This is a genomic window from Streptomyces sp. SD15, from assembly GCF_054462255.1.
The window spans coordinates 1-25,916 of the sequence record NZ_JBTLMO010000046.1 but is presented as its reverse complement, the minus strand read 5'-3'; the positions used below and the strand labels follow the sequence as shown (position 1 = coordinate 25,916).

Here is a 25,916-nt window from a genome sequence, read left to right as displayed (position 1 = left end):
GCGCGCTTCTTCACTCTGCCCCCGATGCGCCCCCTCTGGACGTTTCCGCAACGCGGAATTATAATTCCACACAGCAGAACGTAACCGTGCGCAACCAAGGAGTCAACCGACTGCCGGGTAGGCTGCATCACTGCCTGTCAGTCGTGAAAGGACCGCGCCGTGCCGACGTCCAGCGCCAGCACCACCGACGCCGCCAAGTCATCCGCTCCGAGCGGTGGTGTCCAGTCTCTCGAGCGCGCCTTCGATCTGCTCGAGCGGATGGCCGACGCCGGGGGCGAGGTCGGCCTGAGCGAGCTCTCGGCCAGCAGCGGACTGCCGCTGCCCACCATCCACCGTCTGATGCGCACGCTGGTGGTCTGCGGTTATGTACGTCAGCAGCCGAACCGCCGGTACGCGCTCGGCCCCCGTCTGATCCGCCTCGGCGAGTCCGCGTCCCGGCTGCTCGGCACCTGGGCCCGTCCCTACCTCGCGCGCCTGGTCGAGGAGACCGGCGAGACCGCGAACATGGCGCTGCTCGACGGGGACGAGATCGTGTACGTGGCCCAGGTGCCCTCCAAGCACTCGATGCGCATGTTCACCGAGGTCGGCCGCCGGGTGCTGCCGCACTCCACGGGCGTGGGCAAGGCGCTGCTCGCGAACACCCCGGCGGACGAGGTGCGCGCGCTGCTCTCCCGTACCGGCATGCCCGCCGCGACGGAGAAGACGATCACCACGCCGGACGGCTTCCTCACCGCGCTCGAGGAGGTGCGCCGACTCGGCTACGCGGTCGACGACAACGAGCAGGAGATCGGCGTCCGCTGCCTCGCCGTCTCCGTGCCCGACTCCCCCACCGCCGCCGCCATTTCGATCTCCGGTCCCGCGGGTCGTGTCACCGACGCGGCCACGGAGAAGATCGTGCCCGTGCTGCAACAGGTCGCGGCGGAGCTGTCGGAGGCACTGGCGAGCTCGGGGCCGACGGCCCAGCCGTAGGGCCTGTCCGGCGGATCATGCCGCAGACGCGGGGCCTGGCACGCCCACCGGCGCTGATCAGGCTCCGTGGCTTTCCTGCGACCCGTCCCGCCGGACAGGCCCTGGCGGCCACCGGGTGGATCGGCGGCCCGGCGCGCGGTCGGCCATGACCGGGGCACCACCGCCGACCGCGTCACCGGCGCGGCGGTTCCCCGAACAGTTCCACCGCGCTGCGCACGTCCGCGAGGCGCGTCGCCAGCGCGCTGACCGAGCCGATCGCGCCCGCGATCAGCAACAGGGAGCGGCGTAGCCGCGGAATCTCGGGGACGCCGCCGACGGCCATCGCGGCGAGCGCCGCGAGTTCGTCCTCGGCGATGCCCCGGTCGGGGAACTCCGCCGGGTGCGCGGCGAGTTCACGGCGCAGCCGGGAGACGGCCGTACGCAGTTCCGCCACCCTCGGGTCCTCGTCACTGCCGGTCACTGACCTCTGCCCCAAGCTCCGCAACACAGCTCTCCCCCCTCGCACGCCCTTGTGCGCAAGTCGTTCCCATGCCGTTCGTATGCCGGACCAACACCCGTGGCGGTGGTCGGGCGCCATGGGACGCGGGCCAGTAAACGCCACCCGGCGCGGTGGGCGCCACTCCGATGACCGAAATTCAGTCCCCAGACATCGCAAGGCCCACCCGGATTACGGCGCGCGCCCCGGCCGGGTCGGGTACGCATCGGGTATGCAGGGGACATGACGGAGAACAAGCCCCAGGTGGCCGGGCTGCTGCTGGCGGCCGGCGGTGGACGGCGGCTCGGCGGGCGCCCCAAGGCGCTCCTGCCCCACCGCGGACGGCCCCTTGTCGAACACGCGGTCGCGGTCCTGCGCGCGGGCGGCTGCACCCGGGTCCATGTGGTCCTGGGCGCCCAGGCCGATGCCGTACGGGAAAGGGCGGAGCTGCCCGGCTGCGTCCTCGTGGACAACCCTCAGTGGGAGGAGGGCATGGGCTCCTCGCTGCGGGCGGGGCTCGACTCGCTGGCCGGCACGGGCGCGCGGGCGGCGCTGGTGTCGCTCGTCGACCAGCCCGGGATCGGCCGGGAGGCGGTGGCCCGGGTGCTCGCCGTATACGAATCGCCGCTGTCGCTCGCCGCGGCGGCGTACGACGGGGAGCGCGGCCACCCGGTGCTCTTCGGCGCCGACCACTGGGCCGGGATCGCCGCGACCGCCACGGGTGACCGGGGGGCACGCGCCTACCTGAAGGCCCATGGTGGCGCAATCACCCTCGTCGAGTGCGGGGATGTGGCGCAGGCGTTCGACATCGACACGGACGAGGACCTGGTCCATCTTGAGTGACACCCCGAGCAGCTCTATCTCGACATCAACAAATCATTGAACTTCCACCATGAGGAAACTAATATCCACTACACCCCGTGCCACCCGAAGGAAGTGACAGCTCATGTCCGCACCAGCGCCGTCCCCGCTGGCCATCGTCGACGCCGAGCCCCTGCCCCGGCAGGAGGAGGTCCTCACGGACGCGGCCCTCGCCTTCGTGGCCGAGCTGCACCGGCTGTTCACGCCCCGGCGTGACGAGCTCCTCGCCCGCCGCGCCGAGCGCCGCGCCGAGATCGCCCGCACCTCCACTCTCGACTTCCTCCCGGAAACCGCCGCGATCCGCGCGGACGACTCCTGGCGAGTGGCCCCCGCCCCCGCCGCCCTGAACGACCGCCGGGTCGAGATCACCGGCCCCACCGACCGCAAGATGACCATCAACGCCCTCAACTCGGGCGCCAGGATCTGGCTCGCCGACTTCGAGGACGCCTCCGCGCCCACCTGGGAGAACGTGATCCTCGGCCAGCTCAACCTGACCGACGCGTACACCCGCCGCATCGACTTCACCGACCCGAAGTCCGGCAAGTCGTACGCCCTCAAGGCCAATGACGAGCTGGCGACCGTCGTCATGCGGCCGCGCGGCTGGCACCTGAACGAGCGCCACCTCGTCGACGCCGACGGCAAGCCCGTCCCCGGCGCGCTCGTCGACTTCGGCCTGTACTTCTTCCACAACGCGCAGCGGCTGATCGACCTCGGCAAGGGCCCGTACTTCTACCTCCCGAAGACGGAGTCGCACCTGGAGGCCCGGCTCTGGAACGACGTCTTCGTCTTCGCGCAGGACTACGTCGGCATCCCGCAGGGCACGGTCCGCGCGACCGTCCTGATCGAGACGATCACGGCGGCCTACGAGATGGAGGAGATCCTCTACGAGCTCCGCGACCACGCCTCCGGGTTGAACGCGGGCCGATGGGACTACCTCTTCTCCATCGTCAAGAACTTCCGTGACGGCGGCCAGAAGTTCGTGCTGCCGGACCGCAACCTGGTGACGATGACGGCCCCGTTCATGCGCGCGTACACCGAACTCCTCGTCCGCACCTGCCACAAGCGCGGCGCGCACGCGATCGGCGGCATGGCGGCGTTCATCCCGTCCCGCCGCGACGAAGAGGTCAACAAGGTCGCCTTCGAGAAGGTGAAGGCCGACAAGGACCGCGAGGCGGGCGACGGCTTCGACGGATCGTGGGTGGCCCACCCCGACCTGGTCCCGATCGCGATGGCGTCCTTCGACGCGGTCCTCGGCGACAGGCCCAACCAGAAGGACCGGCTGCGCGAGGACGTCTCCGTCGCCGCCGGTGACCTGATCGCCGTCGACTCCCTCGACGCCAAGCCGACGTACAACGGCCTGGTCAACGCCGTCCAGGTCGGCATCCGCTACATCGAGGCCTGGTTGCGCGGCCTCGGCGCGGTCGCGATCTTCAACCTCATGGAGGACGCGGCGACAGCGGAGATCTCGCGCTCGCAGATCTGGCAGTGGATCAACGCGGGTGTCGAGTTCGAGAACGGCGAGAAGGCCACGCCGGAGCTGGCCCGCATGGTCGCCGCCGAGGAGCTCGCGGCCATCCGCGCCGAGATCGGCGAGGAGGCCTTCGCGGCGGGCAACTGGCAGCAGGCCCACGACCTGCTGCTGAAGGTGGCGCTGGACGAGGACTACGCGGACTTCCTGACCCTGCCGGCGTACGAGCAGCTGGTCGGCTGAGCCGACCCCGTCTCACTTCTCCGAGTGGCCCAGGGATTTTTCCGGGGCCACTCGGTCGCGTACGAGGCGCTTCACGGCCGTCGGCTCGGGGAAGCCCTGCTCCCGCCGGTCCCAGACGACCTCGTCGTCGACGCGCACGACGAAGACACCGCCGGTGCCGGGCTTGAGCGCCAGCTCCGTCAGCTCGGTCTCGAACGTGGTGAGGAGCTCCTGGGCCAACCACGCGGCGCGCGGCAGCCAGCGGCACTGGGTGCAGTACTCGATCTGCACCCTGTGCGTGTTTTCCGTGGTCATCCGAGGTGCACCGACCAATCCTGTTCCGCCGCCGGTTTGCCGTGCAGGTCAGGGACCCGCTTGAGCCAGTTCGGTCGGCCCTGCTGGGTTTTCGCCGCGCGATCCGCTTCTTCCGCGGCGAGCTGTTCGCGGCTCGGGAAATCCGTGGGCAGCCATGCCGCGGACGCCTTCACCCGGGCGAGGAGGTAGCCGACGTACGCCTCGCGTGCCTCGTCCGGGGTCGCGAACCCGGGCTCCTCCGCCAGCCAGGCGTCCGGCACCTCGGCCGTGACCTCGCGCAGCAGTTCCTCGGTCACCCTGGGTGCCAGCTCGGCGTCGGCCGCGCGCGTGTCCGGGGCGTAGCCGCCGAGCGCGTGGCGTCGGAAGTCGTACGCCTTGTCCGGCGCGGACGCGTCCCAGCGGTGGTGGAAGACGAGGGCGGCGCCGTGGTCGATCAGCCACAGGCGCGGGGGCGCGATGCCGAACGTGGGCCAGATCATCAGGTTCGAGCTGTGCACCGTGCGGTCCACGTTGACGGTGAGGGCGTCCAGCCAGATCACCCTGCCCGCTTCCAGCGGGTCCACGGGGAAGGTCCCCGCCATCTCCGGGGTGAAGTCCTTCGCGCCCGGCAGATAGTCCATGCCGAGATTGATCCCGGAACTGGCGCGCAGCAGGTCCTGCACCTCCTGGTGCGGCTCGTGCTCCGCGACCGCCGGGTCGAAGTGCGCGAGGACCAGCTCGGGGAACCGCAGCCCGAGGGCGCGCGCCAGCTCCCCGACGATCACCTCGGCGACCAGCGCCTTGTGGCCCTGCGCGGAACCGGTGAACTTCACGACGTACGTCCCCAGGTCGTCGGCCTCGATGACTCCGGGGACGGAGCCGCCGGCCGTCAGGGGTGCGACATAGCGGGTTACGGTGACTTCCCTCAACACTTTCCCAGGCCATCCGAGTCTTTTGCCTTACAAACCACGATCCACTCCAGACGCTCTCACTCCAGGGAGTCTGCCGCGATCAGCCCTGGGGAGAATCTGGGGAGTTTCGACTGGCATGCCGATTCCTCTGCCTCCCGAGCATCCCGTCCATGACGGTGCGCCCCGTACTTCCGGCCTCCGGCATGGAGTGAGCATAGTAACCGAGCGTGACAGCCGGCGAGGAGTACCCGAGCCACCGCGCCGGAGTCACCACGGACTCCCCCACCTCCAGCATGATCGAGGCATAGGTGTGCCGCAGCATATGGAACCCGTCCTTCAGCGCCGCCTCCCACTGCCACGGCTTTGCCCCCTTGGGGCGCGGTGGGATGATGCCGGCCTTGGCCGGCGCGGGTTTCCAGGTGTAGGTGTTCCACGTGTTCACGGCCACGGCGTTGCCGAACCGTGTGGTGACCAGAAGGGAGAACTTCCTCCGCGGCCTGTCCGCCCCCGGTTTCTCCCACGCGGAGGCTAAGTTCGTCCGCCAGTACGCCGCGACCAGTGCTGTGACCGCGAAGGTTCACCGGGTTGGGCCGCGCTGATGGCTCCCTCCCGTCCGGATGGGATCCGGGGACACAGCCCAGGCGATATATCCCAGCGGCGGATGTCGGCACCCTTGTGGGCGGCCGCTGCGAGCCGCGTGCCGGCCGGGATGGGACTGACCACGGCTCGCGCCTTCGCCCAGTGACCTGCCTTGCCTACGCGTCCACGCAACGCTGGGCCCCTCGCAGCGGAAGGTGGCGCATGGGGGCACGGGTACGGCTGGTCCGGGCGCGGCGCCGCGGACCAGCCGTCAACTCACGTCAGTTCGGGAGCCCGGCCCGGACCACGAGCGCGTCGTGGTCCGTGTACGTCGTCGACTCGATCTCCAGTGTCGGCGCCGCGAGGTTTCCGTAGGCATGCTGGATGCCCGGTGCCTGGGTGGCGGCCGCGTCGGTCAGCGTCCAGTAGCCCTCCGGCGCGCACGAGGAGCGCCGATTGACGTCGCCGGCGAAGATGGTCGGCCGGCCGCGGGACGCGAGCACCTGGGTCAGCTCCGCGCACTGGATCGAGTTGGTGGTGCCGGAGGCCTCTCCGTCGGTGGAGAGGTGGGTGGTGCACACGTCCAGGCCGCGGGCAGTGGTCACACAGAGCCAGCGTCGCTGCTCCACTCCGCTGAACACGGAGAACGGCGCGTCCTCGGAGGCGCGGATCGCCTCCTTGGTCAGCACGGCGTTGCCGAACACGCCGCGCCCGTCGGGCGACTTGCACGGCAGGGGGGCGCCGCTGTAGATCACCGTGGCGAAGCGGTAGTGGTAGCCGGTGCGCGCGGCGATGTCGGCCACGTCCCCGCTGCACGCCTCGTTGAGGGTGACCGCGTTGACGTCGTTGGCCTGGATACGGGCCACCACCTCGTCGACGATTTTCGGGTACTCGGTGCCGGCGTAGCAGCGGGCGTATCCGCTGGAGCAGACGTTCATGTGCAGGAGCGAGTAGGGCGGGTGCGCGTCCCGCGACGGAGCCTTGGTGGACTGCGTTGCGGTGTCGGCCACGGCGACGTTCGGGGACAGCAGCAGTCCGGCGGCGCCCAGGCAGGCGAGGGTCAGTGCACGCAGATGTGTCAGGGAAGGTCGGATCACGGTGGGATTCTCCTGGCGCCACCACAAGATCCGGAAGAGTGGCCGAAAAGTGTTCATCATCGCCTCATGCGGGCGTCACTGACGTCGGCAGGGCCGCGGTTTTCAGGAGCCACGTCCCGTCCGAGCGTGCGGACCCCCGCTGCACGGGGCCTGGGTGGGCCGAACCGGTTTGCGGTACAAGGCAGTTGGCGGGTGCGGCGCGTCGCGGCCCGCGTGTCGTGCCCCCGATCCAGGCGGTGCCGGGGGACATGTCCGCCCACGCCTCGGCGGATCGGGGAGACTTCCACCACTTCGGCCTCCTGCACATCGCCCCCGACAGGCGGCATCCGGTTCTCCGTGGAACCCGCGCTCACCTCCGGTGTTGTCACCGCCCCGGCGGCGACGCTCAACACGGGTGACACAGTGCCACCGAGCGCCACCGGCACCCTGATCGGCGGCGACAACCTGGCCGACTGACGACGCCCATCGCCGACCCGGCCTCGCACGTCTGGCCCTCCAGCGATACCCGCGTCGCCTCCGTCGACCGGGTCACCGCGCACCGCAAGGGCACCGTGACCCTGTCCACTGACGGCCGGCGCCACGCGGGCGTCATCGCCGTTCGGGCCTCGGCTGGTACGGACGGGACGTGCAGCACGACAGCCGCCGTACGCACGACATTCACAGAAATGTCATGGCCCTGCCGGTATAGGAACGCAGGATTCAGCCATGACAAGCACTGGTTTCCGGACACTTGACCGCCGTAGATTCCTCGCATTGACGGGCGGTGCCTTGGGCGGCATCGCGGTCGCGCAACTGGCCAACGCCCTGGACGCCCGGGCCGCCGAGCTCGACCCGGCCCCCTTCACCCTCGGCGTCGCCTCCGGTGAGCCCGACCACGAGAGCGTGGTCCTGTGGACCCGGCTGGCGCCCGATCCCCTCGACGCCTCGACCGGCGGTATGCCCGCCGTACCGGCCCTGGTGGAGTGGGAGGTGGCGCTCGACGAGCAGTTCCGGCACGTGGTGCGCGCGGGCCGGGTGACGACCGACGCGGCGTCGGCGCACACCGTCCACGTGGTCGTCGACGAGCTGGCGCCGGACCGCTGGTACTGGTATCGGTTCAGCCACAACGGCGTCCGCAGCCGTGTCGGGCGTACCCGCACCATGCCGCCGCCCGGCGCCGAGACCGATCGCATACGGTTCGCGTTCGTCTCCTGCCAGTCCTGGGTCGGCGGCCCCTACCCTGCCTACCGTGACCTGGCAGAGCAGGACGTCGACTTCGTCCTGCACCTCGGCGACTACATCTACGAGACCACGGCCGGCAGCCTGACCGAGTTCCGCAGGCTGCACGCGCTGTACAAGACCTCCCCCGACCTGCGGGCCGCTCACGCCCGCTTCCCGTTCTTCCTCACCTGGGACGACCACGAGGTCCAGAACAACTACGCCGGCGACGTGCCCGGCGGCGCCGGGGACGGCCGCCCCTTCCTGGAGCGCCGCGCCAACGGCTACCAGGCGTACTACGAGCACCTGCCGATGCGGCCGGCGCAGCAGCCGCACGGCCCCGACGCCACCATGTACCGGCGCGTGCGGGCAGGCAGGCTGGCGGAGTTCAGCATCCTGGACACCCGCCAGTACCGCACGGACCAGGCGTACGGCGACGGCCGCAAAGAACCGGGCCCCGACGTCCTGGACCCCGCCCGGACCCTGACCGGACCGGTCCAGGAGCAGTGGCTGCTGGACGGTCTGAGCCACTCGAAGGCCCGGTGGAACGTCATCGCCCAGCAGACGATCATGGCCCAGTTCGACTACGACCTCGGCCCCGGCAAGATCGTCAACCTCGACCAGTGGGACGGCTACGCCGCGGCCCGTTCTCGCATCCTGGACTTCATCGCCGAGCACAGGCCGGCCAACCCGGTGGTGCTCAGCGGCGACTGGCACACGCACTGGGTCAACGACCTCAAGACCGACTTCGACGACCCCCACTCCCCCACCGTCGCCACCGAGTTCGTCGGCACCTCGATCTCCTCGGGCGCCGGCTGGGACGCGGACGTGCGGCTCGGTCTGCCCGCCAACCCCCATGTCCGGTTCTACAACGGGTCCTACCGCGGCTACGTCCTGTGCGACGTCACCCCCGAACGCTGGCGCAGCGACCTGCGGATCGTGCTCGACGCGCGCAATCCGGCCTCGCCCGCGTTCACCATCGCCGCGTTCGAGGTACAGGACGGCAGGCCCGGCGCACGGCGCATCGACGCCGGCGACGGGCTCTCGGGCCACGTGACGGACCGGCTCTCCGGCGCACCGCTGCCCAACGTGGAGGTGACCGTGACCGCGATGGACGGCACCCGGGTCGGCGCCGGCATCACCGACCCCGACGGCGAGTTCCTCGCGTTCGCCCCGCCGGGGACGTACAACCTGACCGCCGTCGGCGCCGGCTACGAGCCCGAGTCGGCGACCGCGACCATCACCAAGGGCACCCAGACGCGGGCAGTGCTGTCCCTCGCGCCCGGAGCGGTCCGCGCGGGCACGGGCCGCACAGTGCCGGGCCCCCAGTCGCAGGCGACGGCGGACGACATCGTGCTGTCCAACGACAAGCTGGCGCTGGCCGTGTCGGCGGGCTCCGAGGACTCCCAGCTCTCCGGGGTGACCCTCGGCAAGCCGCTGGACCTGGCGGCCGTAGGCCACCTGGACCAGCTCGACTGGCTGAACCTCCCGTACGCGTCGGCCCAGCAGCCGCGCGGCTCCAACGCCTGGCAGCAGCGGACCGTGCGCTCCACGTCCGTCGAGGTGGTCTCGGCGGGCGGCCCCGTCGCCTCGGTCCGGGCCGTCGGCGCCAGTACCTCGGTGCCCGACCTCGGTGTCACCACGACGTACAGCGTGCGCGCGGGCCAGCCGTGGGTCACGGCGGAGACGGTGTTCACCAACCTCGGTGCCACGCCGCAGACCGTATGGGTGGGTGATGTCCTGGACCACGACGGTACCGGCCAGCGCAGCGGTGTCGCAGGGCACGGCACCATCACGGCCTCCACCCCGCAGGACTTCACGCCGACCGCGCCGTGGATCGGCATGTCCGGCTCCGACCGCCAGACGTACGGACTGCTGTACGAGGAGGCCGGATTCACTGCGTACGCGTGCGGGATCTGGGCCATGACCCAGCGTCAACTGACGCTCCAGCCCGGGCAGACGTTCACGCTCCGCCGGCGGATCACGGCCGTGGACAACGGCGGCACCGCCGACCCGTTCGCGGTCCTGGCGACACTCTGACTCAGCATGTCCCGGCCCCGTCCGGCGTGGACGGGGCCGGAGGGTGCCGCCGAGCACGGTCACCTCCGCCATCCGCAACCACCCCCGAGCGGCTCTGGGACGCGAGTGCCCTCAGCGACGAGGCGTCCAGAGCGGTCCGTGACCCGACGGCCTTGCGCGGGCTCTGCAACCTCGGCGTCGAGGTCGAGACGAGTGACGAACAGCTTGCTGTAGGAGGCCTCGGACGCGTCCAGGTCGGGGACGCGGAGGGCGAGTTGTAGGCGGGACATGGCGTACCTCCTGCTGGGGTGGCTTGAGAGGTCAGCAGCCGCCGGAGAAGAGCGGGGCGCCGGTGCCGATCTGCAGGGCGGGCGGGGCGGCGCAGCACCCACCGCCCTCGTTGCCCTGGGCGGCGTCGGGGTCGTCGAACAGGCCCGCGCCGCCGCACACGCCGGTCTCCGGCAGGGTCAGTTCCAGCAACTCCAGCTCGTCGTGGGCCATGCCCCGCGCCGGCCGACGGCCAGCGCCCGGACGAGGCGTTCGAAGGCATCACGGGAGGCGAAGTACGGATCAGCTTCACCCAGGGCGTCGTACGGTTCCCTCGGGGCTCTTCTTCGGGAGTGATTCGGTTTGGTTGGCACCTAATCCCTTGCTAAGGGCGCTCCGAGAGAGCGGTTGTTCCTCGGGATGTTCGAGTGCCGGATCGTGACATCTCGTGGCTGCCGGGCGGGCAACGCCTCGCTTTAGACCGACCGGCAATTGGAGGGCGGCGTCGCGGGGTCTGGCACGCACATCTGCCGCGTTGTCGTCGGTCGCGATGGCTCCGCCATCACTCCCTCCTCCGCCTTGCAGCTGCACGCACCAGACCCCGCTCCTTCTCCCACCCTCCAATTGCCGGTCGGTCTTAGACTTTTGATCTTCCCGGTCGTCGTCGGCAGACCGATCCGCGGCACGATCTGCTTGGCCTGCAACGGTCCCGGAGCATCAGCGATGAGCTCCACGAAGTCCCGGTACACATCCGGCAACACCGCCACGACCAGGCCCTCCCGCCACGGCGGCACCATCATCACCCCGATGCCATGAGGCGCCGACGTCTCGTTCGGTTCCGGCACATCCCTCGCCGGAACGTCCGGTTCGGCCTCCGCGGCCGACAACTCCGCCAGCACCTGCGCGACGGTCTCCCGTGTGATCTCCAGCCGCGACAGAGGGGTCGGTCGTCGTGGCGGAAGCGGTGGATGAAGTGGGCGATGTCGAACTCCTCGGCGTACAGGCCGGACGCTCCGCAGGCGCCGCGGCCCCGTTCGAGCCAGCGGTGCGCGTCGACCGCGCGGCCCTGCTAGCAGTACTACGTCGGCGCTACGACAGGGGCGACGTTCTGGGCCAATCGCCTGGCCCCCGCCCTGCTCGACCGCTACCTCACCCGCACCGGCTGCGACGCCCAGCAGACCGGCCAGCAGCCGCCGAGCGCCGAGCGCAACCTCTTCGAACCGGTCGACCAGTCGCAAGGCACCGACCACGGCGCCCACGGCGTCTTCGACCACGCGGCGCACAGCCGGTCCTTCGAGGCAACGCGCCGAACCGCTCGTGCAGTGGGCGGTCTCGGGCCGGCTCCCGGACGACCTCTGCCACGAGCTTCGCCGTGGACGGACGGCGTCCGAACTGCTCGCCGTCGCCTCCATGGCAGTGCTCTCGATCTACCCTGCGGCAACGAGGTTCCCCAGTGTCGAAACCGGCGGGAGCGGCCCACGGCGCCACCGGCGTGGAAGGCTGAGGACAGAGAAGAAAAGTCCGATATGCCACACATCCGCGCATGGGCGGCGCCGGGCCGGATACCCGTGCGGAATGGTACGGACATTGAAGCGGCATGGACGGCACAGCGGGCGATTCACGGCCGACCGCGACGGCGAGACCGTACAGGCTCCGGCCGCCGCCGGGCCGGACGAGCAGGTGGAGCGGCGGGCGCCGGACAGCCCGACGAACCTGTCCAGACGCGCCTGGGGGGCGGTGCTGAAAGGCACCTTGAAGGAGTTCAAGAAGGACGAACTGGCTGACCGGGCAGCGGCCCTGACCTACTACGGAATCCTGGCACTGTTCCCCGCGCTGCTCGCGCTCGTGTCGCTGCTGGGCATCGTCGGACAGTCGGCGACGCAGCAGGTGCTGGACAACATCCAGAAGTTCGCCCCGGGCCCCGCGCAGGACATCCTGCGCAACGCGGTGCGGCAGATGCAGGGCAACGCAGGGCTGGGGTCGGTCATGGCGATTGTGGGCCTGGTGCTCGCGGTGTGGTCGGCGTCCAGTTATGTCGCCGCGTTCATCCGCAGCGCCAACGCGGTCTACGACATCCCCGAGGGCCGTCCGGTGTGGAAGGTGCTGCCGGTGCGGGTCGGGGTGACCGTGGTGCTGATGGTGATGGCCGTGATCAGCGCGCTGATCGTCGTCTTCACCGGCGGTCTCGCACGGCAGGCGGGCACCGCGCTCGGGGTCGGCGACGCGGGGCTGACGGCGTGGTCGATCGCGAAGTGGCCGGTGCTGGTGGTCCTGGTCACCGTCATGATCGCGATCCTGTACTGGGCGACCCCGAACGCGAAGGTCCGCGGCTTCCGCTGGATCACGCCCGGCAGCTTCCTCGCGCTGCTGATCTGGATGATCGCCTCCGCCGGGTTCGCGCTCTACGTGGCCAACTTCGCCTCGTACAACAAGACCTACGGAACCGTCGCCGGGGTGATCGTCTTCCTGGTGTGGCTGTGGATCACCAACCTGGCGATCCTGCTCGGCCTGGAGTTCGATGCGGAGCTGGTACGCCAACGCGCCGTCGCCGGCGGCCATCCGGCCGACGATGAGCCGTACGTCCAGCCACGCGACACCCGGAAGTGGGACGAGCAGGACCGCCGCCGCCTCGGATCCTGAGTGGAGGAGCACGTGCGCGCGGCGGGTGCGCTGAGCGAGGGGGATCGTCGGCCGGCCAGGCGAGCGATCGCGTGGGGGCCGTGATCCTTCGGCGACGAGTGCTCTGACGACCGGTGAGGCGAGGCGTCGGGGGTACTCGGGTAACCGATCAGCACGACAACGCTGATCGCACTGCCGGTCGTACGTCGTGTCAGGAGGCGGCGATGAAAGCCTCGAAGATCGTCTACAAGCCTGTGGGGCTGGTTCTGGGCACCGTGAGCGGCGTGCTGGCCGGCAAAGTGTTCAAGCAGGTCTGGAAGAAGCTCGGGCATGAAGAGGACGCCCCCGACGCCACCGACGAGCAGCGCGACTGGCGCGAGATCCTGTCGGCGGCTGTCCTGCAGGGCGCGATCTTCGCCGGAGTCAAGGCCGCGGTCGACCGAGGCGGCGCCGTAGCAGCCCGCCGCCTGACCGGCATCTGGCCCGGCTGACCTCTCGGCCGGCTTCACCCCAGCTCTGCGGACGCCGACGGGCAGGCCGCGGCGCCGCGGATTCTGCCGGGCAAGTACCGAAGCAGGCCGGCGCCGGTCAGACCTGGGCCGGCCGAATACCGGAGGAGGTGGCACGCGTATGGCAGAGCAGTGAGGGGCGAACGCGCCTACTGTGGAAGAGGCATCACAGCGACTAGTCGGAGGGCATGATGATCGTCCTCGGTGTCATTCTGCTCGTCATCGGTCTCGTCGCCGGCATCAGCATCCTGTGGACCATCGGCGTCATCCTCGTCATCATCGGGGCAATCCTCTGGATTGTGGGCGCCCTCGGCCACGCTGTCGGCGGACGCAAGCACTACTGGTAGCAACCAAGATCGGCACAGGGAGTTCCGAAAGCAGCCGAAGTCATCCCAGCCTGCGCGCGGTGAGGGCCCCGGCCCAGAAGGACGTCCACCAGCACGGCTGGTCTCCGGACGCCGACGGGACCCGCCGACAGGACGACCTGGGCGCCCACCACGCGTTCCACCCCTACCAGTACGCTCCCGACAAGGACCCCAGGTGCAAGGTCTCCGACCAGGACGCCGGGAATCCGCACGGCAGGCCCGTGGAAGAGCGTGAGTCACAGCGGAGAAGAGCAGAGCAAGCCCGGCAGTGACGAGAAGGCGCGCGACACCGGCCCCAGGGGCCGCTCCCGGCGTCCGAGCGGGACCAAGGACGCATCCGCCTCCACCGGAATCTGCGCCGGCGGGCTCCATCTGCACTGGCGGACGGAATCGGTGAAGTCCGTTCCGACGGCTGGAGGTGGGGTGGCCGAGCCTGTGCGGGTGCGCGGACTGACCGATCAGGAAGGACAGAAGCTGCAGCAAATCGTGCGCCGGGGCAGTACCAGCTCGGTGCGCTGTCGCCGCGCGATGATGCTGCTGGCTTCCGCCGACGGAAGCCGCGTCCCGGTCATCGCTCAATCCGGTCACTCCCGGTCGGCAAAGACGCTGGTGTCCAGGCGTGCCAGGAGGTCGGCGGGGTCTCGGTACACCGCGCAAGCGCCGACTGCCTCCAGGTCTGCACGCGGGATCCCGCCGGACAGCAGGGCTACGGGGGCTACGCCGTCCCGTACGGCGGCTTTCATGTCCCAGACGGTGTCGCCGACGAACATGGCTCGTTCGCTCGGCACGCCGGCGAGTTCCCTGGCCTGTTCGACGGGGTCGGGGGCGGGTTTGCCGTCGGCGACGTCGTCCGCGCTGGCTGATCCGAGGATGACGTCGTCCGCGTCGATGGCACTTCGTAGCGCGGCGAGTTCCGCGCCGCTCGCCGAGGTGGCCAGTACGATCGCCCAGCCTCGCGCGGCCAGGGCGCGCAGCAGGTCGCCCGCCGAGTCCAGTGACGGCAGTCGCTCGAAGTACGTCGCGTAGAGGGCGTGGTGGGCCGCGTTGAGCTGCTCGTCGTCGTCAGGGTCGCGGTCGTCGCCGAGCAGGTGGTCGATCAGGTCGCCGCCCCTGAGGCCCACGGCCCGGTGGATCTCATGCATGGGGATGTGGTGACCGGCCTGCCGGAAGGCCTCCCACCAGGTGACGACATGCAGGTGATTGGTGTCGACAAGTGTTCCGTCGACATCGAAGATCGCAGCACGTTTCGTGGTCATCTCAGGTGTCCTCGGCCTTTCACAGTTCGCGCAGGGCGGGAAGCAGCTTCTGCTGGGCCCACTCCAGATACGGTTCCTGGTGGCCGCCGCCGATCTGGACGAGGGCGACCTCGGTGAACCCCGCGTCGACGTAGGTGGATACGGCCTCGACGACGGCGTCCACGTCGTCACCGCAGGGAATGGACCGGGCCACGTCCTCGGGCCGTACGAACTGGGTGGCACCGGCGAATCCGGCGGGTCCGGGCAGTTCGGAGTTGACCGGCCAGCCGCCGCCGAACCAGCGGAACTGGTCGTGGGCGCGGGCGATCGCCGCGTCGCGGTCGGTGTCATAACAGATCGGCAACTGGCCGACCTTGGGCTTGCCCGCGCCGCCGTGCCGATCGAACGCGGAGATCAGCGCCTGCTCGGGTTCAGTGGCGATCACAAGGTCGGCGAGATGACCGGCGAGTTCGCACGAGCGGTCACCGGAGACGGCGACACCGATCGGCGGGGGCGTGTCGGGCAGATCCCACAGTTTGGCGTTCTCGACGTCGAAGTGGACACCATGGTGGTTGACGTTCTCTCCCGTGAAGAGCGAGCGGATGATCTCCACGGCCTCCTCCAGCATCTCCAGCCGGACGTGCGCGGCGGGCCATCCGCCTCCCACCACATGCTCGTTGAGGTTCTCCCCAGAGCCGAGTCCCAGGCGGAAGCGCCCTTGGGAGAGGAGTTGCATGGTGGCGGCCTTCTGGGCAACCACCGCCGGGTGGTAGCGGGTCGTCGGGCACGTCACGTACGTCATCAGGGGAATGCGTTCGGTGGCCTGCGCGGCGGCGCCGAGTACGCTCCATGCGTATGGGGCGTGTCCCTGGGATTCCAGCCAGGGGAAGTAGTGATCGGATGTGACGGAGAAGTCGAAGCCGGCGCGTTCGGCTCCGACCACATGGCCGACGAGCTCTCGCGGGCCGGCCTGCTCGGTCATCATCGTGTACCCGATCTGCACCATGTCGCTCTTCTCCTCGTGGTCGGGGGCCGCTCATGCGCGCGGGGCGCCGCGAAACGCGGTCTCCGTGTCAGGACCGCTTCCCCCGGAGCTGCAGGTCGACCTCCTTCTCCTGGTCTCCCGACGCCGTGCCCCGCTCGTCTACGGCGAACGCGGCTCTCAGGGCTTCGCAGAGCTGGTCCACGGCGACGTAGCCGCCCTGCAGCGTTGCGCTGAGCGAACCCTTCAGCGGGGTCGGCCCAGTGGGTACGCGCTTCTGCGTCGGCTCGAACTCCGCGGTCCACACGGCAGGGCGGTCCCCCGGCTGCTCATGGGGCACGGCGTCGGCGGGCTGGTCGATGGGGGGGAACGCCGTCCGCAGGACGTCGAAGACGGTGGCAGCGTCCTGCTCGGACGCTCCGGTGAGACACACAGTGACCATCGGGGTCACCTTCCTTTCCGCTCAGGTACGACGGTGTACTTCGGGTCCTCCGCGGAGGCGATGCCCGCCGCGAAGACCCCGATGCGGGTGCAGACCGAACACGCCGGCAGTGCGAGCCCACCCGGATACGGCCGCCCGGCCACGCGCCGGCGGTCGGCTCCGGTCAGCTGTCGATAGACGGGCCAGTCGCTGACCCAGGTGCGTACACCCATGACGTGTCCTCTCGTGCGGCCGGACTCCTGTCGACAGTCGCGGGCATCCCTCCCAGCGTCACCCGTCGGGGCTCCCGCGGCGCGCGGAGCGTCAGGCGGGCGGTTCGTCGGGCATGGGATGCCCCGGACGTCGACTGCGGTCAGGGCTGCGCGGCGGGGGCGGGAGCGAGTAGGTAGCCGCCGTCGGCGAAGCACGTCGCGCCGGTCGAGTATCCCGCGTCGTCCGACGCGGAACAGGACGAGGCTGCGAGGCTGCTGATCTCGTTCGGCCGGACGCGGGATCGGCTGATCGTTGACGCCGACGATCAGCTCGCCGGTGGCGGGGTCGTAGGCCGACGGTGTCCCGCTGACGCCGGGGTGTAAGCCGTTGACACGGTGTTTCTCCCGCCCGAGCTCCTTCACGGTGATCTTGGTAAACCAGCGGGCTAAGGGGTCAGCGCCAACCTCTCCCGCGGCCTCAACGACGTCGGGTTCTTCCCCACCCCGAACGCCGTCACCTACTGGGTCGGCCAAGCCATGGCGCTGGAGACTCAAACATGCCGTCACCACACCTCAGGCCCGCCGCCGTGCCACTCGATGACCGGTGAGTCCGCCACATCGATCTCATCCATACCAGCCCAGCCCGCCCGCCGCATGATCTCGGACAAGTCACGCAGACTGCAGGCCGCCCCCATGGGCTCCCCGTCCACGCGCACTTGGCGCCCCTCCCCCTGGACGGGCGGGCAAACGATCACGGAACGCTCGGTCATTCGGCAAGCATCGCTCGCAGCCACAGCCCGCGCATCCGGACGTAGCCCAGTGACGCGCTCGCGGGCACCGGCCCGTCCGGTGACCTCCACGCCACTGCCGCCCCGACCACGAGGCGCCCTGTCGCCGCCCTCACGGTCTTCGCTGCACCTCGCCGCTGCCGTCCCACCGCGGCCGGCAGGCAGGACTCCGTGGCCGGCACCCGGCTTCTCGACCAGGTCGCCACCGACCACCCCGGCATCCGCAGAGTCTGGTTCGACGGTGGCTGCTACAGGCGCCTCGTAGAACACACCGCCACTCTCGGCATCGACACGGAGATCTCCGCGCGCGTCCCAGGACCAAAACGCTGCAGGGAACGACCTCTCAGTGAACGAGCGCCTTGCGCAGCCCGGGCTTCGATGCATCGGCCCACGCGGTCGGCAGTTCCCGTTCGCGCCCTTCGGCCACGGCTTGCTCCTGGCCGTACAACAGGCCCCAGGTGAAACCGGGCTCTCCTGCCGCATGCGCCGCCAGGGCCAGGTGCCGCAGGGCGTCCCGCGCCACGACGCTGTCCTGATGGTCCCCGAGCACCTTCTGCACGGCCTTGACGCGCTTACCGAGCCGCTTGGCGGGTTTACCGAGCGAGGCGCGCGCCGGTTCAGTGGCATACCGCGTCTTCTTCGCCGCCTTGCGGGCCTGGTGGAGGGCCGCGTCGCATTCTGTCCCCGGGGAGAGCTCCAGCGCCTGTGCTACCCGGCCGGCCAGCTGGTCGTACTCCTTGAGGGTTGCCTTGACCATCACTTTCTCCGGCTTGCGAGCGGCTTTACGACGCAGCGGGGGCTGCTGCGTGAGCGTGGCCAAAGAATTCAGAAGGGCCAGGTAACGGGGTGAGAGCAGGGCGTCGAGGGTGCGCTGCCGCGCCTCGGAGGTGCGGGAGACGTTCCACACCTGCAACCGGGCTTCGACGGGCCCTAGGACCAGCTCCCCGGGCGAGGCCCCGACGCGCGCGCCGAGCCGTTCCATGAGGACCTCCTGGTCGCGTTCGGCGCCGAGCTCGCCGCCCAGCCACTTGAGCTCCTCGCGGATCGGATCGGTGACCTCACGCTCCAGCACCGCCCGGTAGGAACGCAGGGTGCTGCGCAGTCGACGGCAGGTGACGCGCATTCTGTGCACCGAGTCCGGCAGGCCGCGGCGTACCGCGGGATCGAGGTCCACCAGGGCGTGGACCTGCCCGTCCACGTACCTGAGGACCCCTTCGGCGGCCGATCCGGGTACGACGGTCTCGGCAGGGGCGTCCGTCAGGTGCGGCGCTCCCATGCCTGTTTCCTCCAGGGCGCGGCTCAGCTTGGACGGATTATCCGCACGTTCGATGCCGTTCTTGCGCAGCGCCTGGTCCACGAGGTCGAGCAGCAAGGGATCGGCGTCCTCGGCGAGCTCGACCTCCATCTCGGTCCATGACACCCGTTTGGTCATGCCGAGCAGGGACTCGGCGCGGACGGCGTCGAGGCTCAGCTCGGCGAGGACCGCGCCTTCGGAATCGACAAGGTGCCGTGTGCTGCGGGTGGACCGGATACGGACGACTGGCCTCAGCTCTACCCCTCGGGTGCGGGAAAGGGCCAGGTCACGCAGGGTGTCCGGAACCGTGTCGGACAACGGGGCCTGCACCTCCTCCCGGCTGTCCCCGGGCAGGGGCAGTTTGAGGTGCCAGCCCGCATCAGCCCCGCCGGTCCTTCGCCGGAGCGTTGCCGACGCGCCGGCCAGGCGCAGGTCGTCTGTGTCGTAGTACACGGCGTCCAGTTCGTCGAGGCCCTTTCCCACGACCGATGCAATGCCGTCCACGCTGGTGAGGTCCGGCAGCCACGAGGTGTCATGGGCCGACGGGGCTTCGTACTTTCGCTCTGTCTCTCGCTTCGAATGGGTCATACCGGCCGCGTGCACGCCTCAGCGCCGCTCAAACACTCGTGAGGCAACATATGCAGCCTCCGGCCAGGAGGCCCGGCCGAAGGCGGCATCGAAGGACATGGTCTGAACCTGATCAGGGCCGCATCAGTGATCACGTCTTGTCGGCCCTCCACCGCCGACGCACCTGATGCCCGGACGGACCGCCCACATCAGGGCTCCAGCAATGACGCGGCCTCCGCCGAACGTGCAGCCGTGCGTAAACGCGTCAAGGCGTCGGGTGCCCGGTAAGGCGTGGCGCGCGCGGCTCGAGCGGCGGCGCGGGTAGCGTCACTCCGGACGATCACGCTCCGGCCTGGCCGGTAGCTCGCGGTGCGGGACCGAGTTGTCGCGTGAGTCGCCACGCACGCACTTCGCCGGCCTCCGGATTCCACTGGGTCGGCCGGGGCACTCGCGAGGCGCTTTTCTGCCGCCGGCCCGCATGCCTCCCCAACGGCGCCGGGCTGCGACAGTCCGCGGAGGAGGACGATGACCGAGCTTTCAGAACGCGGCACCGAAACCGAGCGGACCGCGGACCATGGCTCTCTGGGCCGGGCGGCCCTGCGCTGGACCACTACGACCGATCACAAGGTGATCGGCAACCTCTACATGGTCACCGCCTTCTGCTTCTTCCTCTTCGCCGGGCTGCTCGCCCTGGCCATGCGGGCCGAACTCGCCCGCCCCGGACTGCAGTTTGTGAATGAGCACACCTACAACCAGCTCTTCACGATTCACGGCACCATCATGATGCTGCTCTTCGCGACGCCCATGTTCGCGGGTTTCGCGAACGCCGTGATGCCGCTGCAGATCGGGGCGCCGGACGTGGCTTTTCCCCGGCTCAACGCCTTGTCGTACTGGATGTACCTCTTCGGCGGTCTGATGGTCGTCTCCGGTTTCTTGGTGCCGGGGGGTGCCGCCGCGTTCGGCTGGTTCGCCTACGCGCCGCTGAACAGCGCGTACCACTCCCCCGGCGCGGGCGGCGACCTGTGGGTGATGGGACTGGTGGTGACGGGAGTGTCGACGACGCTCGGCGCCGTCAATTTCATCACCACGATCCTGTGCCTGCGCGCCCCGGGAATGACGATGTTCCGGATGCCGATTTTCACCTGGAACATCCTTTTCACATCGATTCTGGTACTGCCCGCCTTCCCCGTACTCACCGCGACTCTGCTGGCCCTGGAGGCGGATCGGAAGTTCGGCGCGCACATCTTCGACGCGGCCAACGGCGGCGCCATTCTGTGGCAGCACCTGTTCTGGTTCTTCGGGCACCCGGAGGTCTACATCGTCGCCCTGCCGTTCTTCGGCATCATCTCGGAGATCATTCCGGTGTTCTCGCGCAAACCGCTGTTCGGCTACCTTCCGATGATCGGCGCGACGATCTCGATCACCATGCTGTCCGCCGTGGTCTGGGCGCACCACATGTTCGCCACCGGCGCGGTGCTGCTGCCGTTCTTCTCCCTCATGTCGTTCCTGATCGCCGTGCCCACCGGCATCAAGTTCTTCGCGTGGATCGGGACGATGCACAGGGGCTCGCTGTCGTTCGAGACACCGATGCTCTGGGCGATGGGATTCCTGGTGTCGTTCCTGCTGGGCGGCCTCAGCGGTGTACTCATCGCCTCCCCGCCACTCGACTTCCACCTCACCGACTCGTATTTCATCGTGGCGCACCTGCACTACGTGCTGTTCGGCACCGTCGTCTTCGCGATGTTCGGCGGCTTCTACTTCTGGTGGCCCAAGTTCACCGGGAAACTGTTGGACGAACGTCTCGGCAAGCTGCATTTCTGGCTGTTGCTACCGGCCTTTCAGCTCACGTTCCTCGTGCAGCACTGGCTCGGGGAGGAGGGGATGCCTCGCCGGTACGCCGACTACCTGCCCACCGACGGGTTCACTCTCCTCAACACTCTTTCGTCCGTCGGAGCGTTCCTGCTCGGTATCTCGACCCTGCCGTTCCTGTACAACGTGTGGCACACGGCCAGGCACGGACAGCAGGTCGCTTCTGACGACCCCTGGGGTTATGGCCGAGGACTGGAGTGGGCGACGTCCTGCCCACCGCCCCGCCACAACTTCCTGGCCCTGCCACGGGTGCGGTCCGAGGCTCCCGCCTTCGACCTGCGCCATCCACAGATCGTCAAACAGGCGCAGGAGGAAGGTCTGCGATGAAGGTCGAGGCACTGCTCTTCGGCGGCGTCGCGGCCTTCTTCGCAGGCGCGACCGCCCTCTACCACCTCTGGTCCGGCGAACCGGCCGGGACTGCGGCCCTCTCCGTCGCCTTCGCGATGGCCGCCCTGATCGCCTTCTTCTGCGCCATGCAGTACCGCCGCAAAGGACGCCGCCCCCAGGACCGTACCGATGCCGAGGTGGCGGACGGGGCGGGTCCCCTGGAGTTCTTCCCGGCCCAGAGCCCATGGCCCGTCATCACCGCCGCGGGCTTCACCGTCATGTGTACAGGAGTGGTCTACGGGCTGTGGCTGTTCCTCATCGGCTTCGGCGTGCTGGCCTGCGGTGTTCTGGGGATGACGTTCCAGTACGCGGACCGCGGGACGCGTCAGGAGGGGTGAGCGGCGCCCTGGGCGATCCAGGCCGGAACTTCTCGACCGGCCGGTGTCCACTGCCGTAGCCGCCCTCCACCGACTGCCATACCTCGCCCGTCTCCTCACCCTCCACCAGGCGCTCCCGCTCAGCGTGCAGCAGGGCATGGCACAGCCGGCGCGTCAGCATGAACGCGATGACAGGCGCCACCACGAGGGCGATGCGCAGCACCCAGGTCAAGGTGTTGAGCGAGATCCGGAACGTCTGGGCCACGACGTCGTTGCCGCCGGCCAGCAGCAGTACACCGTAGAAGGTGACACCGGCGACGCCGAGGCCCGTGCGGACCGGGCGTTCGCGTGGCCGGTCGCAGAAGTGCTCCTCCTGGCGCCACTCGCCGGTGAGCCGCTGTTCGACGAACGGGTACGCGTACAGGACGAGGAAGAGCAGTCCGGGCAGGACGACGGCCGGAAGCAGGACGTTCCACATGAGGGTGTGACCGGCGAGGTTCGTCTCCCACGGCGGCACGAGTCGCAGCGCGCCTTCCAGGAACCCCACGTACCAGTCGGGTTGGGCACCGGTCGACGCCTGGTCGGGGCGGTAGGGGCCGTATGTCCAGATCGGGTTGATCTGGGCGAGGCCGCCGAGCAGCGTCAGGACGCCGAAAACGATGAAGGACAGGCCTCCTGAGGAGGCTACGAACTGCGGAAAGAGCGGTTTGCCGACGACGTTCCCGTTCGACCTGCCGGGTCCGCGCCACTGGGTGTGCTTCAGGTAGACGATCAGCATCAGATGGACGGTGACCAGCGCGATCAACGCGCCGGGCAACAGCAGGATGTGCATGCCGTAGAGCCTGGGGACGATGTCCTCGCCGGGGAACTCCGAGCCGAACGCGAACATGCTCACGTAGGTGCCCACAACGGGGATCGACAGCATGATGCCCTGCGCGATGCGCAGCCCTGTCCCGGAGAGGAGGTCGTCGGGCAGCGAGTAGCCCGCGAACCCCTCGGCGAGCGCGAGGACGAACAGCGTCAGTCCGATGACCCAGTTCACTTCCCGGGGCCTTCGGAACGCACCCGTGAAGAAGATCCGCAGCAGATGCAGTCCGATCGCGCCGACGAACACCAGGGCTGCCCAGTGGTGCGTCTGCCGGACGAGGAGTCCACCCCGAACGTCGAAACCGATGCGCAGGGTGGAGTCGTACGCCTCCGACACAAGGACGCCTCGCAGCGGTACGTACGTTCCGCCGTACGTCACTTCACCCATGTCGGGCTCGAAGAAGAACGTCAGCCACACCCCGGTCAACACCAGCATGATCAGGCTGTAGAGCGCCAGTTCGCCCAGCAGGAACGACCAGTGGTCCGGGAATGCCTTGCGCAGGAGTCTCCCGCCACCGTCCGTCAACGGGAGCCTCGCATCGAACGCGTCGGCAAAGCGCTCACCGGGCGGTCGGCCCTCGGCGTCCTGAGACGGCTCGACCCGTCGTCGCCGCGCCGCCCTCACCTCGCCTCCGGCCCTTCGCCGACGAACCGGCCGCACCGCTCCTGTCCCACGGATGCCTCCTCTGCGCGCACGCTCCGCATGCTTCTGGTCATGTCTTGCCGCCAAGCCGCCGGGCGAGTATCCCGACCTCGCGCGACACTCGCCCGGCGCACCGAACCCGCCAGAGCCCGCAGAAACACACGGGAAATCCACCTTCGGACGCGGGGTCGTGCGTACCCCCACCATCGCCCTCGGACCGCGCAGGGCGACATCACTGCGCGTCCGAATGGGCAGCCGCCGACCGACCGCGTCCCGTCTTCAGGGGGGTTCGCCACCGCGTTTATGCGATCCGCGGTGCGGGGACTCGGGGAGCGTCCACCCGGCCTCGAAGGCTCGGGCTCAACCCTGCCGAACGAAGCCGCTGATCAGCCACCGACCGAGGAAAGGGACGACGCGATGCCCGCAGGATCGAACAAGAAGCGCGAACGGCAGTACGAACACATCAAGGAAAACGCCGAAGACCGGGGCGAATCCCCGCGTCGAACGAGATCGCGGCCCGCACGGTCAACAAGGAGCGTGCTCGTTCCGGCGAGGCGAAGACCTCCAGCAAGACATCCACCCACGATCCGAAGTCCGCCGCCCAACGCGGTGGACAACGCTCGCACAGGGGTGCTGAGGGGCCGACCAAGGACCAGCTCTACGAGGAAGCGAAGAAGCGCAACATCGACGGCCGATCCTCCATGAACAAGGAGCAGCTGCAAAGGGCGCTCGGCCGCTGACCACGCGCCGCCGACCGATCGCGCACGTGAAGTCCGCGGCTCCGCGGACACCGCGGCAGCCCGTACGCCGTACGGGCGCCGAGCTCGGCCGTAATCTCCTGGCCGAAACCGATCGGCGTCAGAACCTGACTGCCCTCCTTCAACCAGCCCGGTGTCACGGCTCAGGCGGTCAGCGCCGGTCCCGGCGCAAGAAGGTCGAGGAGGCCTTCCCGGTGCAGTTCGGCTATAGGCGAGAGGAGGTCCGGATGGCGCAACAGGGCGGCTGCCTTCCGATCACGGTCGCCGGGTGCGACCAAACGCCGGAAGTCGACCGGCACTCCGCTCGTACGGCTGTCTTCCGCGAGCGCGGCGACCGCCGTATCGGCCAGCTCGGAGTCGGTAAGCAGGCATGCGGCCCAGCTCGCCACGACCTCGTCCACCCAGGTGCGCCACGCCTGGCCGTCCGCTGCGTCGGCTACGGGCCCATACGCTCCCCCATCCGCGCCGGTGACCCAGTCAAGCCGCGCGGAGCCCCGGGGCCCGGCCATGACGACCAGCTCGGCGTCCATCGGCGTCGGATAGCGCAGCCACGCCGCGACGGTCACGGCCTGCCGGGCCTGCACCTCGGAAAGAACGCGGTCCATTGCGCTCTCGCCCGACGGATAGGAACACGTCAGCCACTGAGCGGTCGCCGCGATGAGCGGGGAGAGATCTGCGAGCACTGGACCGTCCGAATTACTGGGGAGCGGGGAGACAGACGGTAAGACCGTAGCCCTTGGCTTCCGGCGGGGAAATGACGCAGACCACGGAAAAGAAGTGGCTTCGGCCACATCGCCGAGTCGCCGCGCCCGCACGTGCGGCAATGCGCCGCGGGCGGGCCCCGAGGAGTTTCACTGGCGTCCGGAAGAGCCTTTGCAAGACCGAAAAGGCCGCGTCACCACACACGAAGGAGCAAGAGAATGGGACACGGCGGGGATGTCATCGCCGAATTGACCACTGATCACCAGGAAGTGGAGGAGCTGTTCACCCATCTCGAGGAATTGCCTCCCGGCGATCCGCAGCGAAAGCTGTACGCGGACAAGGCCACCATCGAATTGGTCCGGCATTCGGTCGCGGAGGAGGCCTACCTCTACCCGGCGGTCCGCGAACACGTCCCCGGTGGCGATGCGCTCGCCGACCGGGAGCTGGAGGACCACGCCGCGGCCGAGCGCACCATGAAGGACCTGGAACGGTGCCAGGCGGACGACCCCGAATTCGACCGGCTGATCGCCCAGCTGATGACGGAGATCAGGACGCATATCGCCGACGAGGAGGGCAACCTCTTCCCCCGGTTGCGTGACTCCTGTTCCGCTGAGGCTCTGAACGAGCTGGGCGACAAAGTCCGCCAGGCCAAGAAGACCGCACCCACGCGTCCTCACCCGTCCGCTCCCGACAAGCCGCCCGCCAACAAGCTCCTCGCTCCGGGCGTCGGAATGGTCGACCGCATGCGCGACGCATTCTCGGGCCGCGGCAAGGACAGCTGAAGCCGCACGGCGGTGCCGGACGGCGTGATCGAACATCCGCGGAGGACGGAATGCCCGTTGCTTAGGGCCTGTCCGGCGGATCATGCCGGAGACGCGGGGTCCGGCACGCCGATCTGCGGCGTTGCCGTCGGTTGCCGACTCCCCCAAGTTCTCGGCTTCGCTCGAACAGGGGGGACCCCCATCGCGTCGACGCCCTCCTCCGCCTTGCAGCTCGACGCACCAGACCCCGCTCACCTGCGC

Annotated in this window: 23 protein-coding genes and 6 pseudogenes; 16 read left to right on the top strand and 13 right to left on the bottom strand. The window is 69.3% G+C overall.

Going from position 1 to position 25,916, the window contains the following annotated elements:
• Window positions 1-159 precede the first annotated feature (159 nt).
• Window positions 160-969, top strand: a complete 810-nt coding sequence (locus tag ACX28W_RS33715) for an IclR family transcriptional regulator (RefSeq protein WP_459003801.1) — start codon at window positions 160-162, stop codon at window positions 967-969.
• 172 nt (window positions 970-1,141) lie between these two features.
• Here the strand turns inward: ACX28W_RS33715 and ACX28W_RS33710 are convergent, their stop codons facing one another.
• Window positions 1,142-1,456: a DUF5955 family protein gene (locus ACX28W_RS33710; RefSeq protein WP_362072105.1), complete on the bottom strand. Its 315-nt coding sequence runs from the start codon at window positions 1,454-1,456 to the stop codon at window positions 1,142-1,144.
• Window positions 1,457-1,687: 231 nt separating this feature from the next.
• Between ACX28W_RS33710 and ACX28W_RS33705 the strand changes: the two genes are divergently transcribed.
• Both ACX28W_RS33705 and aceB read left to right on the top strand, forming a co-directional pair.
• The gene (locus tag ACX28W_RS33705) at window positions 1,688-2,287 is read left to right on the top strand and encodes a nucleotidyltransferase family protein (RefSeq protein ID WP_459003800.1); all 600 of its coding nucleotides are present in this window, start codon (window positions 1,688-1,690) and stop codon (window positions 2,285-2,287) included.
• A 103-nt stretch (window positions 2,288-2,390) separates the two neighbouring features.
• A complete protein-coding gene (gene aceB / locus ACX28W_RS33700) occupies window positions 2,391-4,016 on the top strand; it encodes a malate synthase A (protein WP_459003799.1) in 1,626 nt (541 codons plus the stop codon).
• A gap of 12 nt (window positions 4,017-4,028) precedes the next feature.
• On the opposite strand, the gene ACX28W_RS33695 is transcribed toward aceB, so the two are convergent.
• The 3 genes from ACX28W_RS33695 to ACX28W_RS33685 form a co-directional block, all read right to left on the bottom strand.
• Entirely contained in the window at window positions 4,029-4,310 is a 282-nt protein-coding gene (locus tag ACX28W_RS33695; RefSeq protein ID WP_362072111.1) for an Rdx family protein, read from the bottom strand.
• Complete coding sequence (locus tag ACX28W_RS33690; RefSeq protein WP_459003798.1) at window positions 4,307-5,221, bottom strand: HipA family kinase; 915 nt, start codon at window positions 5,219-5,221, stop codon at window positions 4,307-4,309. Before ACX28W_RS33690 ends, ACX28W_RS33695 begins: the two co-directional genes overlap by 4 nt.
• Window positions 5,222-6,060: 839 nt before the next feature.
• The gene (locus ACX28W_RS33685; RefSeq protein ID WP_459003797.1) at window positions 6,061-6,876 is read right to left on the bottom strand and encodes an endonuclease/exonuclease/phosphatase family protein; all 816 of its coding nucleotides are present in this window, start codon (window positions 6,874-6,876) and stop codon (window positions 6,061-6,063) included.
• Between the two features lie 705 nt (window positions 6,877-7,581).
• Between ACX28W_RS33685 and ACX28W_RS33680 the strand changes: the two genes are divergently transcribed.
• On the top strand, window positions 7,582-10,113 hold the full coding sequence (locus tag ACX28W_RS33680) for an alkaline phosphatase D family protein (protein ID WP_459003796.1): 2,532 nt from the start codon (window positions 7,582-7,584) through the stop codon (window positions 10,111-10,113).
• A gap of 59 nt (window positions 10,114-10,172) precedes the next feature.
• Here the strand turns inward: ACX28W_RS33680 and ACX28W_RS33675 are convergent, their stop codons facing one another.
• Window positions 10,173-10,382, bottom strand: coding sequence for a hypothetical protein (locus ACX28W_RS33675; RefSeq protein WP_459003795.1), 210 nt, complete (start codon window positions 10,380-10,382; stop codon window positions 10,173-10,175).
• Window positions 10,383-10,413: 31 nt separating this feature from the next.
• Window positions 10,414-10,575 (bottom strand): annotated as a pseudogene (locus ACX28W_RS33670) (flavoprotein); the annotation flags it as partial.
• A 1,170-nt stretch (window positions 10,576-11,745) separates the two neighbouring features.
• Here ACX28W_RS33670 and ACX28W_RS33665 point away from each other — a divergent pair.
• The 6 genes and pseudogenes from ACX28W_RS33665 to ACX28W_RS33640 form a co-directional block, all read left to right on the top strand.
• Window positions 11,746-11,863: pseudogene (locus ACX28W_RS33665) on the top strand (DUF6766 family protein); the annotation flags it as partial.
• A gap of 71 nt (window positions 11,864-11,934) precedes the next feature.
• Window positions 11,935-12,999, top strand: a complete 1,065-nt coding sequence (locus tag ACX28W_RS33660) for a YihY/virulence factor BrkB family protein (protein ID WP_459003794.1) — start codon at window positions 11,935-11,937, stop codon at window positions 12,997-12,999.
• A gap of 203 nt (window positions 13,000-13,202) precedes the next feature.
• Entirely contained in the window at window positions 13,203-13,469 is a 267-nt protein-coding gene (locus tag ACX28W_RS33655; protein ID WP_459003793.1) for a DUF4235 domain-containing protein, read from the top strand.
• A 209-nt stretch (window positions 13,470-13,678) separates the two neighbouring features.
• On the top strand, window positions 13,679-13,834 hold the full coding sequence (locus ACX28W_RS33650; protein WP_459003834.1) for a DUF6131 family protein: 156 nt from the start codon (window positions 13,679-13,681) through the stop codon (window positions 13,832-13,834).
• Between the two features lie 59 nt (window positions 13,835-13,893).
• The gene (locus ACX28W_RS33645; RefSeq protein ID WP_459003792.1) at window positions 13,894-14,124 is read left to right on the top strand and encodes a hypothetical protein; all 231 of its coding nucleotides are present in this window, start codon (window positions 13,894-13,896) and stop codon (window positions 14,122-14,124) included.
• A gap of 151 nt (window positions 14,125-14,275) precedes the next feature.
• Window positions 14,276-14,431: pseudogene (locus tag ACX28W_RS33640) on the top strand (IS630 family transposase); the annotation flags it as partial.
• Window positions 14,432-14,436: 5 nt separating this feature from the next.
• Here the strand turns inward: ACX28W_RS33640 and ACX28W_RS33635 are convergent.
• The 4 genes from ACX28W_RS33635 to ACX28W_RS33620 all read right to left on the bottom strand — a co-directional run bounded on the left by ACX28W_RS33635 (window position 14,437) and on the right by ACX28W_RS33620 (window position 16,723).
• Window positions 14,437-15,108, bottom strand: coding sequence for an HAD family hydrolase (locus ACX28W_RS33635; protein ID WP_459003791.1), 672 nt, complete (start codon window positions 15,106-15,108; stop codon window positions 14,437-14,439).
• 19 nt (window positions 15,109-15,127) lie between these two features.
• On the bottom strand, window positions 15,128-16,093 hold the full coding sequence (locus ACX28W_RS33630; protein ID WP_459003790.1) for an LLM class F420-dependent oxidoreductase: 966 nt from the start codon (window positions 16,091-16,093) through the stop codon (window positions 15,128-15,130).
• A gap of 67 nt (window positions 16,094-16,160) precedes the next feature.
• Window positions 16,161-16,511, bottom strand: a complete 351-nt coding sequence (locus tag ACX28W_RS33625; RefSeq protein ID WP_459003789.1) for a hypothetical protein — start codon at window positions 16,509-16,511, stop codon at window positions 16,161-16,163.
• 5 nt (window positions 16,512-16,516) lie between these two features.
• Window positions 16,517-16,723, bottom strand: a complete 207-nt coding sequence (locus ACX28W_RS33620; RefSeq protein WP_459003839.1) for a hypothetical protein — start codon at window positions 16,721-16,723, stop codon at window positions 16,517-16,519.
• A gap of 432 nt (window positions 16,724-17,155) precedes the next feature.
• Between ACX28W_RS33620 and ACX28W_RS33615 the strand changes: the two are divergent.
• Window positions 17,156-17,242, top strand: a pseudogene (locus ACX28W_RS33615) (NADPH-dependent oxidoreductase); the annotation flags it as partial.
• Window positions 17,243-17,637: 395 nt separating this feature from the next.
• Window positions 17,638-17,814, top strand: a pseudogene (locus ACX28W_RS33610) (IS5 family transposase); the annotation flags it as partial.
• A 19-nt stretch (window positions 17,815-17,833) separates the two neighbouring features.
• On the opposite strand, the gene ACX28W_RS33605 reads toward ACX28W_RS33610, so the two are convergent.
• On the bottom strand, window positions 17,834-19,372 hold the full coding sequence (locus ACX28W_RS33605; RefSeq protein ID WP_459003788.1) for a CYTH and CHAD domain-containing protein: 1,539 nt from the start codon (window positions 19,370-19,372) through the stop codon (window positions 17,834-17,836).
• A 504-nt stretch (window positions 19,373-19,876) separates the two neighbouring features.
• On the opposite strand from ACX28W_RS33605, the gene ctaD reads away from it, so the two are divergent.
• The gene (gene ctaD, locus ACX28W_RS33600; RefSeq protein ID WP_459003787.1) at window positions 19,877-21,547 is read left to right on the top strand and encodes an aa3-type cytochrome oxidase subunit I; all 1,671 of its coding nucleotides are present in this window, start codon (window positions 19,877-19,879) and stop codon (window positions 21,545-21,547) included.
• Window positions 21,544-21,945 carry an aa3-type cytochrome oxidase subunit IV gene (ctaF, locus tag ACX28W_RS33595; RefSeq protein WP_459003786.1) on the top strand — a complete coding sequence of 134 codons (402 nt, stop codon included), beginning with the start codon at window positions 21,544-21,546 and terminating at the stop codon, window positions 21,943-21,945. The genes ctaD and ctaF overlap by 4 nt, the downstream gene beginning before the upstream one ends.
• On the opposite strand, the gene qcrB is transcribed toward ctaF, so the two are convergent.
• Window positions 21,863-23,416 carry a cytochrome bc1 complex cytochrome b subunit gene (gene qcrB / locus ACX28W_RS33590; protein WP_459003785.1) on the bottom strand — a complete coding sequence of 518 codons (1,554 nt, stop codon included), beginning with the start codon at window positions 23,414-23,416 and terminating at the stop codon, window positions 21,863-21,865. The genes ctaF and qcrB overlap by 83 nt on opposite strands.
• A 435-nt stretch (window positions 23,417-23,851) precedes the next feature.
• On the opposite strand from qcrB, the pseudogene ACX28W_RS33585 reads away from it, so the two are divergent.
• Window positions 23,852-24,174 (top strand): annotated as a pseudogene (locus ACX28W_RS33585) (plasmid stabilization protein).
• A 161-nt stretch (window positions 24,175-24,335) separates the two neighbouring features.
• Here the strand turns inward: ACX28W_RS33585 and ACX28W_RS33580 are convergent.
• Complete coding sequence (locus tag ACX28W_RS33580) at window positions 24,336-24,875, bottom strand: hypothetical protein (protein WP_459003784.1); 540 nt, start codon at window positions 24,873-24,875, stop codon at window positions 24,336-24,338.
• Window positions 24,876-25,112: 237 nt separating this feature from the next.
• Here ACX28W_RS33580 and ACX28W_RS33575 point away from each other — a divergent pair, with 237 nt between their 5' ends.
• Entirely contained in the window at window positions 25,113-25,676 is a 564-nt protein-coding gene (locus tag ACX28W_RS33575) for a hemerythrin domain-containing protein (protein WP_459003783.1), read from the top strand.
• Window positions 25,677-25,916 lie beyond the last annotated feature (240 nt).